General features: G+C 75.0%; 18 protein-coding genes. 10 read left to right on the top strand and 8 right to left on the bottom strand.

The genetic code is table 11. The annotated features are described in order from the left end of the window. From E1298_RS15930 to E1298_RS15885, 10 genes are all read left to right on the top strand, one after another. Positions 1–703, top strand: a 703-nt coding sequence (locus E1298_RS15930; protein WP_131893893.1) for a D-glycero-alpha-D-manno-heptose-1,7-bisphosphate 7-phosphatase, incomplete at its 5' end; no start/stop codon positions are given. Further along, positions 700–1,710, top strand: a complete 1,011-nt coding sequence (locus tag E1298_RS15925) for a glycosyltransferase family 9 protein (protein WP_131893891.1) — start codon at positions 700–702, stop codon at positions 1,708–1,710. The genes E1298_RS15930 and E1298_RS15925, both read left to right, overlap by 4 nt. Then, complete coding sequence (locus E1298_RS15920) at positions 1,707–2,702, top strand: glycosyltransferase family 4 protein (RefSeq protein WP_131893889.1); 996 nt, start codon at positions 1,707–1,709, stop codon at positions 2,700–2,702. Before E1298_RS15925 ends, E1298_RS15920 begins: the two co-directional genes overlap by 4 nt. After that, positions 2,699–3,916, top strand: a complete 1,218-nt coding sequence (locus E1298_RS15915) for a glycosyltransferase (protein WP_131893887.1) — start codon at positions 2,699–2,701, stop codon at positions 3,914–3,916. The genes E1298_RS15920 and E1298_RS15915 overlap by 4 nt, the downstream gene beginning before the upstream one ends. Beyond that, on the top strand, positions 3,913–4,509 hold the full coding sequence (locus tag E1298_RS15910) for a D-sedoheptulose-7-phosphate isomerase (protein ID WP_131893885.1): 597 nt from the start codon (positions 3,913–3,915) through the stop codon (positions 4,507–4,509). The genes E1298_RS15915 and E1298_RS15910 overlap by 4 nt, the downstream gene beginning before the upstream one ends. Next, the gene (locus tag E1298_RS15905; protein ID WP_131893883.1) at positions 4,506–5,903 is read left to right on the top strand and encodes a PfkB family carbohydrate kinase; all 1,398 of its coding nucleotides are present in this window, start codon (positions 4,506–4,508) and stop codon (positions 5,901–5,903) included. Before E1298_RS15910 ends, E1298_RS15905 begins: the two co-directional genes overlap by 4 nt. Then, positions 5,900–6,577: an SDR family oxidoreductase gene (locus tag E1298_RS15900; protein ID WP_131893881.1), complete on the top strand. Its 678-nt coding sequence runs from the start codon at positions 5,900–5,902 to the stop codon at positions 6,575–6,577. Before E1298_RS15905 ends, E1298_RS15900 begins: the two co-directional genes overlap by 4 nt. Beyond that, positions 6,574–7,518: a glycosyltransferase family 9 protein gene (locus E1298_RS15895; protein ID WP_131893897.1), complete on the top strand. Its 945-nt coding sequence runs from the start codon at positions 6,574–6,576 to the stop codon at positions 7,516–7,518. The genes E1298_RS15900 and E1298_RS15895 overlap by 4 nt, the downstream gene beginning before the upstream one ends. A gap of 9 nt (positions 7,519–7,527) precedes the next feature. After that, on the top strand, positions 7,528–8,484 hold the full coding sequence (locus tag E1298_RS15890; RefSeq protein ID WP_207944651.1) for a UDP-glucuronic acid decarboxylase family protein: 957 nt from the start codon (positions 7,528–7,530) through the stop codon (positions 8,482–8,484). An 84-nt stretch (positions 8,485–8,568) separates the two neighbouring features. Next, on the top strand, positions 8,569–8,982 hold the full coding sequence (locus E1298_RS15885) for a ChaB family protein (protein WP_131893877.1): 414 nt from the start codon (positions 8,569–8,571) through the stop codon (positions 8,980–8,982). 132 nt (positions 8,983–9,114) lie between these two features. On the opposite strand, the gene E1298_RS15880 is transcribed toward E1298_RS15885, so the two are convergent. The 8 genes from E1298_RS15880 to glpK form a co-directional block, all read right to left on the bottom strand. Next, on the bottom strand, positions 9,115–9,516 hold the full coding sequence (locus E1298_RS15880) for a DUF2267 domain-containing protein (protein WP_131893875.1): 402 nt from the start codon (positions 9,514–9,516) through the stop codon (positions 9,115–9,117). A 60-nt stretch (positions 9,517–9,576) separates the two neighbouring features. Further along, entirely contained in the window at positions 9,577–10,467 is an 891-nt protein-coding gene (locus E1298_RS15875; protein ID WP_131893873.1) for a polysaccharide pyruvyl transferase family protein, read from the bottom strand. 289 nt (positions 10,468–10,756) lie between these two features. After that, complete coding sequence (locus E1298_RS15870) at positions 10,757–11,119, bottom strand: fluoride efflux transporter FluC (RefSeq protein WP_131893871.1); 363 nt, start codon at positions 11,117–11,119, stop codon at positions 10,757–10,759. After that, positions 11,116–11,601: a fluoride efflux transporter FluC gene (locus tag E1298_RS15865; protein ID WP_131893869.1), complete on the bottom strand. Its 486-nt coding sequence runs from the start codon at positions 11,599–11,601 to the stop codon at positions 11,116–11,118. Before E1298_RS15865 ends, E1298_RS15870 begins: the two co-directional genes overlap by 4 nt. A 31-nt stretch (positions 11,602–11,632) precedes the next feature. Beyond that, positions 11,633–11,881 carry an SRPBCC family protein gene (locus E1298_RS15860; protein ID WP_207944648.1) on the bottom strand — a complete coding sequence of 83 codons (249 nt, stop codon included), beginning with the start codon at positions 11,879–11,881 and terminating at the stop codon, positions 11,633–11,635. Beyond that, complete coding sequence (locus E1298_RS15855) at positions 11,878–12,339, bottom strand: DUF6098 family protein (RefSeq protein ID WP_207944647.1); 462 nt, start codon at positions 12,337–12,339, stop codon at positions 11,878–11,880. The genes E1298_RS15860 and E1298_RS15855 overlap by 4 nt, the downstream gene beginning before the upstream one ends. 47 nt (positions 12,340–12,386) lie before the next feature. Continuing rightward, positions 12,387–13,286 carry a S1 family peptidase gene (locus tag E1298_RS15850; RefSeq protein ID WP_131893865.1) on the bottom strand — a complete coding sequence of 300 codons (900 nt, stop codon included), beginning with the start codon at positions 13,284–13,286 and terminating at the stop codon, positions 12,387–12,389. 123 nt (positions 13,287–13,409) lie between these two features. Continuing rightward, complete coding sequence (glpK, locus tag E1298_RS15845) at positions 13,410–14,924, bottom strand: glycerol kinase GlpK (protein WP_131893863.1); 1,515 nt, start codon at positions 14,922–14,924, stop codon at positions 13,410–13,412. Between the last annotated feature and the right edge of the window lie 33 nt (positions 14,925–14,957).

Here is a 14,957-nt window from a genome sequence, read left to right as displayed (position 1 = left end):
CTCGGGGGGTGTGTGGGCGGTGCTCACCGCGCGGTTCGCGAGCCGCCGGATCCTGGCGGGGCCGCGGACGGGCGGGGAGGTGGTGAGGATGCTGGTGACCAGCGTCGTCATCCCGCCCGCAGCCGTCCGGCACCGGGTGCGCGGGCTGGTCGCGCACCGGCGGGCGCGGGCCTGGTGCGGGCCGCGGGTCGTGCTGTTCGACCGGGACGACACGCTCATCCGGGACGTCCCGTACAACGGGGACCCGGAGCGGGTGGAGCCGATGCCGGGGGCCCGGCAGGCACTGGACCGGCTGCGGCACCACGGCGTGCGGATCGGGGTGGTGTCCAACCAGTCGGGGGTGGCCAAGGGCCGCATCACGGCGGGCGACGTCCGGCGCGTCAACGCGCGGGTGGAGGAGCTGCTCGGGCGGATCGACGTGTGGGAGTTCTGCCCGCACGACGGGGGCGACGGGTGCGAGTGCCGCAAGCCGCGTCCCGGGATGATCGAGCGGGCCGCGCGGCGGCTGGGGGCGCTGCCGTCCGACTGCGCCGTCATCGGCGACATCGGCGGCGACATCGAGGCCGCACTGGCGGCCGGGGCCCGCGGCATCCTCGTGCCGACCGGGCGCACGCGGCCGGTGGAGATCGCGCGGGCGCGGGAGACGGCGCCGACGCTGGAGGCCGCCGTCGATCTGGTCCTCGGCGGAAGGGGGCCGCGATGAGGGTCCTCGTCGTCCGCCAGGACAACATCGGCGACGTGCTGCTCGCCGGTCCCGCCGTGCGGGCGGTGGCCGGGCGCGCCGAGGAGGTCGTGCTGCTGTGCGGGCCGCGCGGGCGGGCCGCCGCCGACCTGCTGCCCGGCGTGGACGAGGTGATCGAGTGGTGCGCGCCCTGGATCGACCCCGAGCCCGGTCCCGTGGAGGACGCCGACATCCGGCGGTTCACCGGGATGCTCAAGGGGTTCGACCGGGCGCTGATCCTGACCTCGTTCCACCAGTCGCCGCTCCCGCTGGCGCTCCTGCTGCGCCTCGCCGGGACGCCGTGGATCGGGGGGATCAGCGAGGACTACCCCGGTTCCCTGCTCGACCTGCGGCACCGTCCCGAGGGGGACGTGCCCGAGCCGCTGCGGATGCTCGCGCTCGTCGAGGACGCGGGGTTCCCGGCCCCGGCCGACACGCGGCTGCGCGTGCGGGAGCCGCTGCCCGACACCGACCATCTGACCGGCGGGTCCGGCTACATCGTGGTGCATCCCGGGACGTCCGTGCCCGCGCGCGCCTGGCCCCCGCACCACTGCGCCGAGGCCGTGCGCCTGCTGGACGCGGCGGGCCACCGCGTGGTCGTCACCGGCCACGGGGACGAGAAGGAGCTCACCGCGCTCGTCGCCGGAGAGGATGGCCTGGACCTGGGCGGGCGCACGACGCTGCCCGAGCTGGCGTCCGTCCTGCGAGGCGCGCGCGCGGTGGTGGCCGGCAACACCGGCCCCGCCCATCTCGCCGCGGCCGTGGGCACTCCGGTCGTGTCGCTGTTCGCGCCGACGGTCCCGGCGGCGCGGTGGGCCCCCTTCGGGGTTCCCTTGGCGCTGCTCGGCGACCAGCAGGCGCCCTGCAAGGACAGCCGGGCCCGCGAGTGCCCCGTCGACGGGCATCCCTGCCTGTCGTCGGTCGACGCGGGCCAAGTCGCCGCGGCCGTGGAGGTCGTGGCGTCCGTTGAGGAGGTGTCCACCGGATGAGGGTCCTGCTCTGGCACGTGCACGGCTCGTGGGCGACGTCGTTCGTCCACGGCCCGCACACCACGCTGGTGCCCGTCACACCCGACCGCGGCCCGGACGGCAGGGGGCGGCCCGACACGTTCACCTGGCCGGACCGGGCCGTCGAGGTGCCCTACGACCGGCTGCGGGACGAGGACGTCGACGTCGTCGTCCTGCAGCGACCCCGCGAGCTGCGGCTGGCCGAGCAGTGGCTCGGCCGCCGTCCGGGCCGCGACGTGCCCGCCGTCTACGTCGAGCACGACACCCCCCGCCGGACGCCCTCCGACGTCGGGCTCCCCGAAGAGGTCGTCCCCGACAGCCGCCATCTCCTGCACGACCGCTCCGACATCCCCGTCGTGCACGTCACGCACTTCAACCACCTGTTCTGGAACTGCGGCCGCGCCCCGGTCACGGTCATCGAGCACGGCGTGGTGGACCCCGGCTACCGCTACACCGCCGACATGCCGCGCGCGGGCGTGGTCATCAACGACCCCCTGCGCCGGGGCCGCGTCGCCGGCACCGACCTGCTGGCCGAGCTGGCCCGCGCCGTCCCCCTCGACCTTTTCGGCATGAACGTCGCGGGCGTCCCCGGGCGGCTCGGCATCCCGCCGGAGTCGCTGTGGACCTTCGAGGACCTGCCGCAGGCGAGGATGCACGAGGAGCTCGCCCGCCGCCGCGTCTACGTCCACCCCTACCGGTGGACCTCGCTCGGCCTCGCCCTCATCGAGGCCATGATGCTCGGCCTGCCGGTCGTGGCGCTCGCCACCACCGAGGCCGTCGAGGCGGTGCCGCCGGAGGCCGGGGTGCTGTCCACGCGCGTCGCCACCCTGGCGGACGCGGCGCGGACCCTGGCCGCCGACCCGCCGCGCGCACGCCAGATGGGCAAGGAGGCGCGGGCCTACGCCGTCGACCGATACGGGCTGCCGCGGTTCCTGCGCGACTGGCAGCGAACACTCAGGGAGGTAGCGCGATGAAGATAGCCATGATCTCCGAGCACGCGAGCCCGCTGGCCGCCAAGGGCGGGCTCGGCGGGGCCGACGGCGGCGGGCAGAACGTGTTCGTCGCGGAGCTGGCCACCGAGCTCGGCCGGCAGGGCCACGGCGTGACCGTCTACACCCGCCGCGACGCCCCGGCCCTGCCGGACCGGGTGCGCCTCGCGCCCGGCGTGACCGTCGAGCACGTCCCGGCCGGACCGGCCGCGCACGTCGCCAAGGACGACCTGCTGCCCTGGATGGACGACTTCGGGCGCTATCTGGAGCGGCGCTGGGCCGCCGACCCGCCCGACGTGGCGCACGCCCACTTCTGGATGAGCGGGCTCGCCGCCGTCCAGGCCGCCGAGCCGCGGCCGGGACGGCGCGTGCCGGTGGTGCAGACCTACCACGCGCTCGGCACCGTCAAGCGCCGCCACCAGGGCGACAAGGACACGAGCCCGGCCTCCCGGATCCGGCTGGAACGCGCCATCGGGCGCGGCGCCGACGCCGTCATCGCGACGTGCTCCGACGAGACCGCCGAGCTGGCCGCGATGGGCGTGCCGCTCGACCGCGTCTCGGTGGTGCCGTGCGGGGTGGACCTGGACCTGTTCACGCTCGCGGGCCACACCGCGGACGGCCGGTCCGCGCACCGGCTGGTGGTGCTGTCGCGGCTCGTGGAGCGCAAGGGCGTCGACACCGCCGTCCAGGCGCTCGCGCACCTGCCGAACACCGAGCTGGCGGTGGCGGGCGGGCCGCCGAGGGCCGGCCTGGACGGCGACCCCGAGGTGCGCAGGCTGCGCCGGGTGGCGCGGGACGCGGGCGTCGCCGGGCGCGTGGAGTTCCTCGGGCGGCTCGGCCGCGACGAGGTCGCCCCGGTGCTGCGGTCCGCGAGCCTGGTCGTCACGCTGCCCTGGTACGAGCCGTTCGGCATGGTGCCGCTGGAGGCCATGGCCTGCGGCGTGCCCGTCGTGGCCAGCGGCGTCGGCGGGCACCTGGACACCGTCGTGCACGGCGTCACCGGCGTCCACGTCCCGCCGCGGGACCCGCTCGCGGCGGCCGGGGCGATCGGCGGGCTGCTGGGGGATCCCGCCGGGCGCGCCGCGATGGGTTTCGCGGGCGCCGACCGGGCGCGGACCCGCTACGCCTGGTCGCGCGTGGCCGCCGAGACGGTCGGCGTCTACCAGCGCGCCTCCGCCCTCTGCGAGGTGGCGGCATGACGACCACCGCGCACGACAGGACGACCGCCGCGCAGGACGAGCGGCTGGAGGCGCTGGCGGAGGCCGCATTGCGGTTCCGCGAGCACGTCCCCACGGTCACCGCGTGGGGGCGGCGCCTCGCGCGCGTCCTCGGCACGGGTGGGCGGCTGCTGGCGTGCGGCAACGGGGGCAGCGCCGCCGAGGCGCAGCACCTGACCGCCGAGCTGACCGGCCGGTTCGAGGACGAGCGCCGGCCGCTGTCGGCGATCCCGCTGCACGGCGACACCTCCGCGGTGACCGCGATCGGCAACGACTACGGGCCGGTCAACGTGTTCGCCCGCCAGGTGCAGGCGCACGGCCGTCCCGGCGACGTGCTCGTCTGCCTGTCGACCAGCGGGCGCAGCCCCAACGTGATCGCGGCGGCGCACCGGGCCCGGCGGGCAGGGCTGACCGCGTGGGCCGTCACCGGCCCGGGGCCCAACCCGCTCACCGAGGCGTGCGACGAGGCGATCGCCGTGGACGCGGCGGCCGCCGCGACCGTCCAGGAGATCCATCTCGCCGCGATCCACCTGCTGTGCGGGGTGGTCGACGAGGCGCTGGGGGTGAGGGGATGACCGCGCCACTGGTGGTCGTGGGCGACGTCCTGCTCGACATCGACATCGTGGGGACCAGCAGCCGGCTCTGCCCGGACGCGCCGGTCCCGGTCGTCGAGCAGGCCGAGGAGCGGCCCCGGCCGGGCGGGGCGGGCCTGGCGGCGCTGCTGGCGGCGGCCGAGGGCCGCGAGGTCGTGCTCGTCACCGCGCTCGCCGACGACGAGCCCGGGCGGCGGCTCCGCGCGATGCTCGAACCGCACATGGAGGTCGCCGCGTTCCACCTGCACGGCGGGACGCCCTGCAAGCTGCGCATCCGGTCCGGCGGGCAGTCGGTGGCACGCCTGGACGCCGGGGAGGGGCAGGCGCTCGACGGGCCCGTCGGCCCCCGCGTCGCCGACGCCATCGCCGGGGCGGGCGCGGTGCTGGTCTCCGACTACGGCCGGGGCGTCACCCGGCACCGCGCGGTGCGGTCGCTGCTGGGCGAGCTGCCCGCCGGCGTCCCGGTGGTGTGGGACCCGCACCCCCGGGGCGAGCCGCCCGTGCGCGGCGTCCGGCTGCTCACCCCGAACGAGGAGGAGGCCGCCCGCCTCGCCGCCGCCGACGGCGCCGAGATCAGCGGCTTCGGGCTGTCGGCGGCCGGGCGGCGCGGCCGCCGCCTCGGCCGGATGTGGGACCTGGAGGGCGTCGCGATCACGCTCGGCGCGGAGGGCGCGCTGCTGTGCGACGGGTCGGAGGCGCCGTTCCTGGCGCCCGCCGAGCCCGCCCGGGGCGACTCCTGCGGGGCGGGCGACAGCTTCGCCGCCGGGGCCGTGGACGTGCTCGCGGGCGGCGGGTCGCTGACCGCCGCCGTCAGCGAGGGCGTGCGCCGCGCCTCGGAGTTCGTCCGGGCGGGGGCCGCGGGGGCGGTCGCCGCGCAGCTCGCCGAGACCGGCACCGCCCGGCTCGTCCCCGAGCGGGACGAGGACGCCTTCGACGTCGCCGAGCGGACGCGGCGCGCGGGCGGGACGGTCGTGGCGACCGGCGGCTGCTTCGACCTGCTGCACGCCGGGCACGTCAGCCTACTGCAGCACGCGCGGCGGCTCGGCGACTGCCTGATCGTGTGCGTGAACTCCGACGCCTCGGTGCGGCGCCGCAAGGGGCCGACCCGCCCGGTGACGCACGCCGCCGACCGCGTCCGGGTGCTGGAAGCGCTCAGCGACGTCGACGCCGCGGTGGTGTTCGACGACGACACCCCGGCGCCGCTGCTGGAGCGGCTGCGCCCCGACGTCTGGGTCAAGGGCGCCGACTACGCGGGGACCGCGCTGCCCGAGGCCGAGACGGTCCGGGCCCACAACGGCGAGGTCGTCCTGCTGCCCCTGCTGGAAGGGCGCTCGACCACGCGCCTGCTGTCGACGACGAAGGGACACGCGTCATGAACGTCCTCATCACCGGTGGTGCCTCCGGGCTCGGCGCGGCCGTCGCGCGCAGGATCGCGGACGACGGGGGCCGCCCGCTCGTCCTGGACCGGCATCCGCCGAAGGAGGACCACCAGCACATGCTGGCGGACCTGGCCGACCGCAGGTGCGCGGAGCGCGCCGTCCACGGCCTGGCCCGTGCCGCGGGCGGACTGGACGCGGTCGTCACCGCCGCCGGCATCGACGCGTGCGGCACCCTGTGCGACGTGCCCGCGGAGGACTGGGAGCGGGTCGTGCAGGTGAACCTGCTCGGCACCGCCGCCGTCGTCCGCGCCGCGCTGCCCTACCTGGAGCACGCGCCGAACGGGCGGATCGTCACCGTCGCGTCCACGCTGGGGCTGCGGGCGCTCAGCGACGCCACGGCGTACTGCGCGTCCAAGTTCGGGGTGGTCGGGTTCAGCCGGGCCCTGGCCGCCGAGCTGGCGGGCAGGATCGGCGTCACGATGCTCGTGCCCGGCGGCATGGACACCGCGTTCTTCGACGACCGCACCGAGCAGTACAAGCCGGGCCCGGACGCCAAGCTGAACCGGCCGCAGGACGTGGCGGCGGCCGTCGCGTTCGCGCTCTCCCAGCCCGCCGGGTGCGAGGTGCGGGAGATGGTCGTCTGCCCCGCCGAGGAGCCGTCGTGGCCATGACGGCCTGCTCGACGGCCCTCCGGGTCCTGGTGCTGCGGGCACTCGGGCTGGGCGACCTGCTGACCGCCGTCCCCGCGCTGCGGGCGATCCGGCGCGGGATGCCCGGCGCGCGGGTGACGCTCGCCGCGCCCGCCGCGCTCGGGCCGCTGGCCCGCGCCACCGGCGCGGTCGACGACCTCCTCCCCGCCGGCGGCCTGGACCCGCTGCCGCCCTTCGGGCCGGTGGACGAGGCGGTCAACCTGCACGGCCGGGGCCCGCAGAGCCACCGGCTCCTCGCGGCGCTGCCGCCCGGCCGGCTCCTGGCCTTCGCCCACACCGGCGCGCTGCACACCGACGGCCCCGACTGGGACCCCGACGAGCACGAGGTGCGCCGCTGGTGCCGGCTGGTGTCGGCGTACGGGTTCGACGCCGACCCGGACGACCTGGACCTGGCGGTACCGGCGACCGCCTCCCCGGCCCCCGGCGCCGTCGTCGTCCATCCGGGCGCGGCGTTCCCGGCGCGCCGCTGGCCCGCCGAGCGGTTCGCGGCCGTGGCGGCGGCCCTGCGGGACGGCGGCGAGCGAGTGGTCGTCACCGGCGGCCCCGGCGAGGCGCCCATCGCGCGCCGCGTCGTGGAGCTCGCCGGGCTGGAGGGGCGCGCCGACCTGTCGGGCCGCACCCGCCTGCCGCAGCTGGCCTCGCTGGTCGCGGCCGCCCGCCTCGTGGTCTGCGGCGACACCGGCGTCGCGCACCTGGCCACCGCGTTCCGGACGCCGTCGGTGCTGCTGTTCGGCCCGACGCCGCCCGCGCAGTGGGGGCCGCCCGACCGGGCCGAGCACCGCGTCCTGTGGGCGGGGCGGCGCGGGGACCCCCGGGGCCGCGAGCCCCATCCGGGCCTGCTGGAGATCTCCGCGGACCAGGCCGTGGAGGCCGCGGGCAAGGCACTGCACCCAACCTGTTAGGGGAACATGATGAGACATCCGCGCGCCGTGGTGACCGGCGGATCGGGCTTCGTCGGCTCGCACCTGTGCGAGGCCCTGCTCGCCCGGGGGATCTCGGTGGTGTGCCTGGACAACCTGCTGACCGGGACGTCCCGCAACATCGCCCACCTGGGCGAGCGGGGGGACTTCCGGTTCCTCAGACGCGACCTGACCGAGCCGGTGCACGTCCCCGGCGACGTCGGCTACGTGTTCCACCTGGCCTCGGCGGCGTCCCCCGCCGACTACATGCGGTTGCCGATCCAGACGCTGGAGGTGGGCAGCCAGGGCACCCGCCACGCGCTGGACCTCGCCGAGAGCAAGGGCGCGCGGTTCGTCCTGGCCTCCACCTCCGAGGTGTACGGCGACCCGCTGGTGCACCCGCAGCCTGAGACGTACTGGGGCAACGTGAACCCGGTGGGGCCGCGCAGCGTGTACGACGAGGCCAAGCGGTTCGGCGAGGCGCTCACGTCGGCGTTCCGGCACTCGCGGGGCCTCGACACCGCGATCGTGCGGATCTTCAACACCTACGGCCCGCGGATGCGCCCCGACGACGGACGCGCCATCCCGACCTTCCTGCGGCAGGCGCTCACCGGCGAGGACCTCACCGTGACCGGCGACGGCACGCAGACCCGCTCGATCTGCCATGTGGACGACACCGTCCGGGGCGTCATCGCGCTCGCCATGTCCGACCATCCGGGGCCCGTCAACATCGGCAGCCCGTACGAGGTCTCCATGGCCGACCTCGCCCGGACGATCGTCGACCTGACGGGCTCGGCGTCCCGGATCCGGTACATCGACCGTCCGCAGGACGACCCGCGCGTCCGGCGCCCCGACACGGCCCTGGCCCGCGAGGTCCTCGGCTGGAGCCCGCGGATCACGGTCGAGGAGGGCCTGCGGAGCACGATCGAGTGGTTCACGCGCGAGCTGCTGGTCGCCCGCCCGGCCTGACCGGCGCCGATTGGCCCCGCACCCATCGGGTAAAGCGACAGGACGTTCACGGGTTACCTACCCGCAAAGGGAGAGGAGACGGACATGCCGGGCCGCGAGGACATGCCCTCGACGCTCCGCCGCTCACCGGACGAGGCGCAGGATACGTGGGTCAAGGCCCACGACTCGGCGGTCGATGAGTACGGCGAGGGCGAGCGCGCGCACCGCACCGCGTTCAGCGCGCTCAAGCACAAGTTCGAGAAGGTCGGCGACCGCTGGCTCCGCAAGGCCGGCGGGCGCAAAGGCCCCTCGGACAAGCAGGCCGCCAAGGACACCCCGCGGTCGCGGACCCGTCCCAGCAAGACGGCTGAGGGCGTCGACGCGAACGCGAGCAAGAAGCACCTGTACGAGGTCGCCAAGAGACTCGGCATCGAGGGCCGCTCCAAGATGACCAAGGACGAGCTCGTCAAGGCCATCGAGAAGGCCAACCGCCGCGCGACCGCCAAGGCCCGCGAGTAGCGGGGCCCGCAAGGGCCAGCACCCACGAATGCCAGGCCCCGCGAGTGACGGGGCGGCGGGTGGTGCCGCGTCGATGACCCCGGGTGCGGGGCCGTCGACGCGGCGGTGTGCGGGGTTGGGCTTGCTGAAGGGTCAGCCGGTGTGGCCCACCGGGAGTAGGGCGCGGATGTCGGCCGGCAGGCTGTCGCCCACCTTCCTGGTCACCGAGCCCCGGGTGGCGTCGTCCACCACCTCCAGCACGACCCGCGCCAGGAACGCGGCCCGCGGCTCGTCGGTGCCGGAGCGGATCGCGACCCGCTCGACGAACCCGTGCCGGTCGAACCGCTCGCCGCTCCCCGCGCCGCCGTAGACCTCGGTGCGGCGCAGGTGCTCCCCGATCTCGTGCGGCAGCTGCGCCGCGAGGTTGTCGGCGAGGCCCTCGGGGATCCGCTCCCCCAGCGTCTCCAGCGTCGCGCGGGACGCCCGTTCGGCGTCGCCCCAGCCGGGCAGGCGGGCCCGGTTCTGGACCTGGCCGATGAACTCCTCGTGCCTCATGATCGGACGCTCCTTCCTCAGTGGTCCGGAACTGCGGAGCCTCCCCGGTTTGGGACGTCCCTAACGTGCGCCGAGGACGTCCAGGAACTCCTCCATCAGGGCCTCGGACCGGAGCGGGCCGGGGGCGCTCCCGGCGGCCTCGGCCGACAGGCCCCACCGCCACCACCGGTCCAGCTCCGCGGTGTCGAGATAGGGCGGCTCGTCGCGCTCGGACGTGGTCACGACGGCGGGCCACGACCAGGCCCGTGCCTGCGCGGTGACCTTCGCGCCGCCGCCCACGGGGTCCACCGCCAGCGCGGGCACGCCGTTCTTCAGCGCCAGCACGAGCCCGTGCAGGCGGGTCGTCACGACCAGGTCGAGCCGCCGCAGGGCCGACTCCAGCTCCGCCGCCGTGGTGAACAGCCGCCAGTCGCGCGGGTCGAGCCGGGTGTCGAGGGGCAGCCGCGCGCACTCGCGGCCGGACAGCCACTCCGTCAGCTCGCCCTCGATCTGCCCGTGCCGCCCCCGCGCGCCGTACTCGTCCTGGCCCGGCGCCAGGACGATCCCCACGACCGGGACGGACGGGGTCTCGGGCAGCGCCGACAGGTCGTGGCGGGGCACCGCGGCGGGGGTGTCCCTCGCGAGGACGGCGTCGAACCCGGTGACCGCGGGGTCGTCCGGATCGATCACCGACACGCCGACCGCGACCCGGCGGCAGCCCGCGAAGCGCCGGTGCAGGTCCTCGACCTGCCCGCCGTGCAGCGGGCCGCACGCGAACACCAGGTGCGTGTAGTCGTCCGGGTCGGCCCGGTCGAGGTCCAGCCCGTCCGGGCGGAACACCGGGCTCCAGGCGAGGTCGCAGCCGATCCCCTCCCCCGCCAGCGCCCGCCGCACGGCCTCCATCGCCAGGACGTCGCCCGCCGTGGCCTCGCCGTGCAGGAAGCTCGGCCAGCCGGCCACCAAGACCCGCATTCACGCCCCTCCGCTCGCCGCCTTCACGCCTGCTACCCAGGACCGCCCGCCCCATGTGCTCCGGGACGTCCCATGCCCGCCGGTTTGGCCGGCCCATGGGGGCGCGCGGGGCCGGACATGGCACTGAGGGCTTTCCTCACCCCTAAGGCGACAGTGCAGGCACCTACCGGTTTACCGATTCGCCCACATGGGCAGAGTCACGGGGCGGCCCACTCGCGAGCTCAGAGCCCCCGTGCTCAGGGCTACGAGCCTGGGCCGCACCATGCTTTCCGGCGCCGGGCCCTGCCTCTCAGGCAGGCAGGGCCCCGGCGAGCGCCATGCCGCAGTAGGCGGCGCCGAGGCCCGCGCCGATGCTCGCGGCGGCGTTGAGCACCGCGTGAAGGCGCGCGCCGTCCTCGGCGAGGCGGAGGGTCTCGTAGCCGAAGGTGGAGTAGGTGGTCAGCGCGCCGCACAGGCCCGTCCCGGCGAACGCCATCGCGCCGCCGCCGGCCGGGAGAGCCGCCAGGAAGCCCAGCAGCGCCGATCCGGTGACGTTGACGGTGAACGTCCCCCAGGGGAACGCCGAGCCGTGCCGGGCCTGCACCGCGCGGTCGGTGAGGTAGCGCAGCGGGGCGCCCAGGGCGGCGCCCAGCGCGACCAGCAGGACGGTCACGCGCCCTCCCCGCGTCCGGCGCGGGCCGCCAGCCGGGCCAGCCGCGCGCCCGTGAACACGGCGGCCAGCGCAGCGGTGATCGTCGCGGCGAGGTAGGCGAGGCCCACCCGCGCGGACCCGTCCTCCAGCGCCTTCTGGATGTCCACGACGTAGGTGGAGAACGTGGTGAATCCGCCGAGCACCCCGGTCCCGAGGAACGGCCGGACGAGCCGGTGCGCCCGCCGGACCTCGGTGACCAGCACCATCAGGGCCCCGATCAGCAGGCAGCCCGACACGTTGATCCAGAAGACCGCCCAGGGGAACTCCCCCGGCGCGTAGGGGAACGCGCTGATCAGCCCGTAGCGCGCGAGGGCGCCGAGGACACCGCCCGCCGAGACGGCGGCCAGTACGGCCCAGGGCGCGCGCCGCAGCTCGAAGCGCTGCTGCGGGGCGCCCAGGTCCACATCGGGATCAACGGGACGACCGGCCGCCGCATCAGGCATCGCGCCAGCTTATCGACCGTGCCCACGGCCGTCATGGGCCCGGACGGTCCACCTTGCCGCGCCGGCCGCCGGTCTGGACGCCCCGGCCCTCAATGAATTTCTTGAAGCGCTGGAGGTCGCCCTTGACGCGGCGGTTCAGGGCGCCGAGCCGGTCGCCGGCCTTCTCGGCGAGGCCGTCCGGGGCGATCTCCATCCGGGCCGTGACGCGGGTGGTGGTGTCGTCCAGCCGGTGGAACGTCACGACCCCGGCGATCGGGACGGTCACGTTGACCGTGCTCATCGTGCTCCCCCTCGTGCGTCGGTTTGCTCCCGGTCCAGCGGGCCCCACCCGCCGCGCTTGACGTCGTCCAGCACGGCCGCGGCCTCGTCGAGCACCCGCTTGTCGATGAGGGCGACGGGCCGAGGGCGGGCCACGAGCGGCTCGTTGTCCGGCCCGCGGCCCGCCTCCTCGCCCTCCAGGACCCACGGCCTCGCGCCCTCGGCGCGCGCGTCCTTCAGATGGGAGTAGTCATGAAGGCGCCGCGCCACCCACAGGACGGTGGGGCGGTCGCCCCACCACGGCTCGACCTCCAGCGGGCTGGCCGACAGTCCCGGCAAGCGGGCGCCGGTCAGCCCGTCGACGCTGTACGGGCGGGACTCGTCCGCCTCCGGCCCGGCCGACCAGCGCACGAACAGCGGCGACCGGGCGTCCAGCAGCTCGGCCAGGCGCTCCAGCGATGCGATCACCTCCAGGTCCATGGGCGACCCGTTCCCCATGGCGACCCGTCGATGCGTCGATCGCGCGATCAGCCCTTGGGGGTCGCGGCGGGCTTCGGCAGGGCGCAGGACTTGCCCAGCACCACGTCGTTGCCCTTGCCGAGGCAGCGGGCGAGCAGGTAGGTCTGCTGGCCGTAGTGGATGCCGTGCCGGACGGTGACGTTGCCGTCGCGGTCGACCTCGCACGGGTTGTTGAGCGTGCAGCGCTCGCCGTCGTCGTTGCCGGTGTTGTTCACGCCGACCACGTGGCGCGTCCGGACGTCGATGATCGGCGAGCCGGACGTGCCGTGGATCGTCTGGCACTCGGGCGCGTAGCGGATGGAGTCCTTCCACGTCCACTCGCCCTCGCGCAGGCGGTGGACGGTCGCCTCCGTCTTGCAGCCGTAGATCTTCTTCCAGTAGCCGGACACGACGCGGATCTCGGTGCCGTCGTGCGGCCTGGCCGTCGACAGCCGCAGCGCCGGGGCGCCGTACTTCTTCTTGATGTCGGCGTAGGTGCTGCTCAGCCGGTAGACGGTCACGTCGGTGTCGGTCATCGTGGCGTACTCGACCTTGGTCGCCTGGAGCGAGCCCAGCTCCTTCTGCCCGGTCGGGTCGAGGAGCTTGAACGCGCGGGTGGACGGCTGGTCCACGATGACCTGCCCCGCCTTCGGCATCCCCGACTCCAGGCAGTGGCCGTTCGTCAGCACCAGGGCGGCGTCGGTGTCGCGCGAGCGCGGCCCGCGCACCAGGGAACCCGAGCAGTTGCTGAGCGCGACGATGCCCGTGAAGTCGACCTCCCCGCGGCCCCCGTGGCCCGCCTGACCGGCCTGCGCGGCCGGCCCGTGCTGCGCGGCCTGCGCGGCCTGCGCCGCTCCGGCCCCGGCGGCGGCGAGCACCGCGGCGCCCGCCGCGACGGCGAGGGCGGCTCCTGCGAGTCGTCTGGTCATGGGGTTCCTCTCGGGCGGGCCGGCGCGCGGCGCGCGGCCTGGACGACGGTGTCCAGCCGGATGCTAGATCATCACCGGCCGCCGGAGAAGAAGCCCGGCACGGGGCGGATTCAGTGGCGCGTTCTAATCGACGTCCACCCATCCATATGTCCGCTCCACGGCCTTTTTCCAGTCGGCGTAGCCGTGGTGGCGTTGGTCGTCGGTCCAGGTGGGGTGCCAGCGTTTGTCTTCGTTCCAGTTCTGGCGGAGTTCGTCGGTGGTGGTCCAGAAGCCGACGGCCAGGCCGGCGGCGTAGGCGGCGCCCAGGGCGGTGGTCTCGGCGACGACGGGGCGCGAGACCGGGACGCCGAGGATGTCGGCCTGCATCTGCATGCACAGTTCGTTGGCGGTGACGCCGCCGTCGACCTTGAGGACGTCCAGGGCGACGCCGGAGTCCTCGCGCATGGCCTCCACGACGTCGCGGGACTGGTAGCAGATCGATTCCAGGGTGGCGCGGGCCAGGTGGGCGTTGGTGTTGAAGCGGGAGAGGCCGACGATGGCGCCGCGGGCGTCCGAGCGCCAGTAGGGGGCGAACAGGCCGGAGAAGGCGGGGACGAAGTAGACGCCGCCGTTGTCGTCGACCTGGCGGGCCAGGTCCTCGCTCTGGGAGGCGCCGGAGATGATGCCCAGCTGGTCGCGCAGCCATTGCACCGCCGACCCCGTCACCGCGATCGACCCCTCCAGCGCGTACACCGTCGGCTGGTCGCCGAACTTGTAGCAGACGGTCGTGAGCATCCCCGCCTTGGAGCGGACGAGTTCCTCGCCGGTGTTGAGGAGCAGGAAGTTGCCGGTGCCGTAGGTGTTCTTGGCCTCGCCGGGAGCGAAGCACACCTGCCCCACCGTCGCGGCCTGCTGGTCGCCGAGGATGCCCGACAGCGGGACCTCGCCGCCCAGCACGTCCGCGCGGGTCGTCCCGTACGGGTCGGGCGCCGAGGACGGCTTGATCTGCGGCAGCATCCGGCGCGGGATGCCGAAGAACGACAGGAGCTGGTCGTCCCAGTCGAGGGTCTCCAGGTCCATCAGCATGGTGCGGCTGGCGTTGGTGGGGTCGGTGACGTGCACACCGCCGTCGGTGCCGCCGGTGAGGTTCCACAGCACCCAGGTGTCGATGTTCCCGAAGACGGCGTCGCCGCTCTCGGCGGCCTCGCGGACCCCGTCGACGTTCTCCAGGATCCACTGGATCTTGCCGCCGGAGAAGTAGGTGGCGGGCGGCAGTCCCGCGCGGTGCCGGATCGTCTCGCCCCTGCCGTCGCGTTCGAGGGCGGAGGCGATGCGGTCGGTGCGGGTGTCCTGCCAGACGATCGCGTTGTAGTACGGGCGGCCCGTGCGCCGGTTCCACACCACGGTCGTCTCGCGCTGGTTGGTGATGCCGAACGCGGCCAGATCGGAATGGGCCAGATTGGCCTTGTTCAGGGTGGTCTGGATGACCGCGCGGGTGCGTTCCCAGATCTCGGTCGGGTTGTGCTCGACCCACCCCGCCTGCGGCAGGATCTGCTGGTGTTCGAGCTGGTGCCGCGCGATCTCGTTGCCGCCGTGATCGAAGATCATGAAGCGGGTGCTGGTGGTGCCCTGGTCGAGCGCTCCGACGAAGTCGGCCATGCGGCTCTCCCTTTCTGCTGGAGGGACGGGGAC

Source organism: Actinomadura rubrisoli (assembly GCF_004349215.1).
Taxonomy (GTDB): Bacteria; Actinomycetota; Actinomycetes; order Streptosporangiales; family Streptosporangiaceae; genus Spirillospora; species Spirillospora rubrisoli.
Note: the sequence above shows the minus strand (reverse complement) of the source record. Positions and strands in the feature narration are given on the sequence as shown.

What these genes read in the sequence shown, in the direction of transcription:
- E1298_RS15925 (WP_131893891.1), top strand. Translation starts at nt 700, where the DNA reads ATGAGGGTCCTCGTCGTCCGCCAGGACAACATCGGCGACGTGCTGCTC.
- E1298_RS15920 (WP_131893889.1), top strand. Translation starts at nt 1,707, where the DNA reads ATGAGGGTCCTGCTCTGGCACGTGCACGGCTCGTGGGCGACGTCGTTC.
- E1298_RS15915 (WP_131893887.1), top strand. Translation starts at nt 2,699, where the DNA reads ATGAAGATAGCCATGATCTCCGAGCACGCGAGCCCGCTGGCCGCCAAG.
- E1298_RS15910 (WP_131893885.1), top strand. Translation starts at nt 3,913, where the DNA reads ATGACGACCACCGCGCACGACAGGACGACCGCCGCGCAGGACGAGCGG.
- E1298_RS15905 (WP_131893883.1), top strand. Translation starts at nt 4,506, where the DNA reads ATGACCGCGCCACTGGTGGTCGTGGGCGACGTCCTGCTCGACATCGAC.
- E1298_RS15900 (WP_131893881.1), top strand. Translation starts at nt 5,900, where the DNA reads ATGAACGTCCTCATCACCGGTGGTGCCTCCGGGCTCGGCGCGGCCGTC.
- E1298_RS15895 (WP_131893897.1), top strand. Translation starts at nt 6,574, where the DNA reads ATGACGGCCTGCTCGACGGCCCTCCGGGTCCTGGTGCTGCGGGCACTC.
- E1298_RS15890 (WP_207944651.1), top strand. Translation starts at nt 7,528, where the DNA reads ATGAGACATCCGCGCGCCGTGGTGACCGGCGGATCGGGCTTCGTCGGC.
- E1298_RS15885 (WP_131893877.1), top strand. Translation starts at nt 8,569, where the DNA reads ATGCCGGGCCGCGAGGACATGCCCTCGACGCTCCGCCGCTCACCGGAC.
- E1298_RS15880 (WP_131893875.1), bottom strand. Translation starts at nt 9,516, where the DNA reads ATGAGGCACGAGGAGTTCATCGGCCAGGTCCAGAACCGGGCCCGCCTG.
- E1298_RS15875 (WP_131893873.1), bottom strand. Translation starts at nt 10,467, where the DNA reads ATGCGGGTCTTGGTGGCCGGCTGGCCGAGCTTCCTGCACGGCGAGGCC.
- E1298_RS15865 (WP_131893869.1), bottom strand. Translation starts at nt 11,601, where the DNA reads ATGCCTGATGCGGCGGCCGGTCGTCCCGTTGATCCCGATGTGGACCTG.
- E1298_RS15860 (WP_207944648.1), bottom strand. Translation starts at nt 11,881, where the DNA reads ATGAGCACGGTCAACGTGACCGTCCCGATCGCCGGGGTCGTGACGTTC.
- E1298_RS15855 (WP_207944647.1), bottom strand. Translation starts at nt 12,339, where the DNA reads ATGGACCTGGAGGTGATCGCATCGCTGGAGCGCCTGGCCGAGCTGCTG.
- E1298_RS15850 (WP_131893865.1), bottom strand. Translation starts at nt 13,286, where the DNA reads ATGACCAGACGACTCGCAGGAGCCGCCCTCGCCGTCGCGGCGGGCGCC.
- glpK (WP_131893863.1), bottom strand. Translation starts at nt 14,924, where the DNA reads ATGGCCGACTTCGTCGGAGCGCTCGACCAGGGCACCACCAGCACCCGC.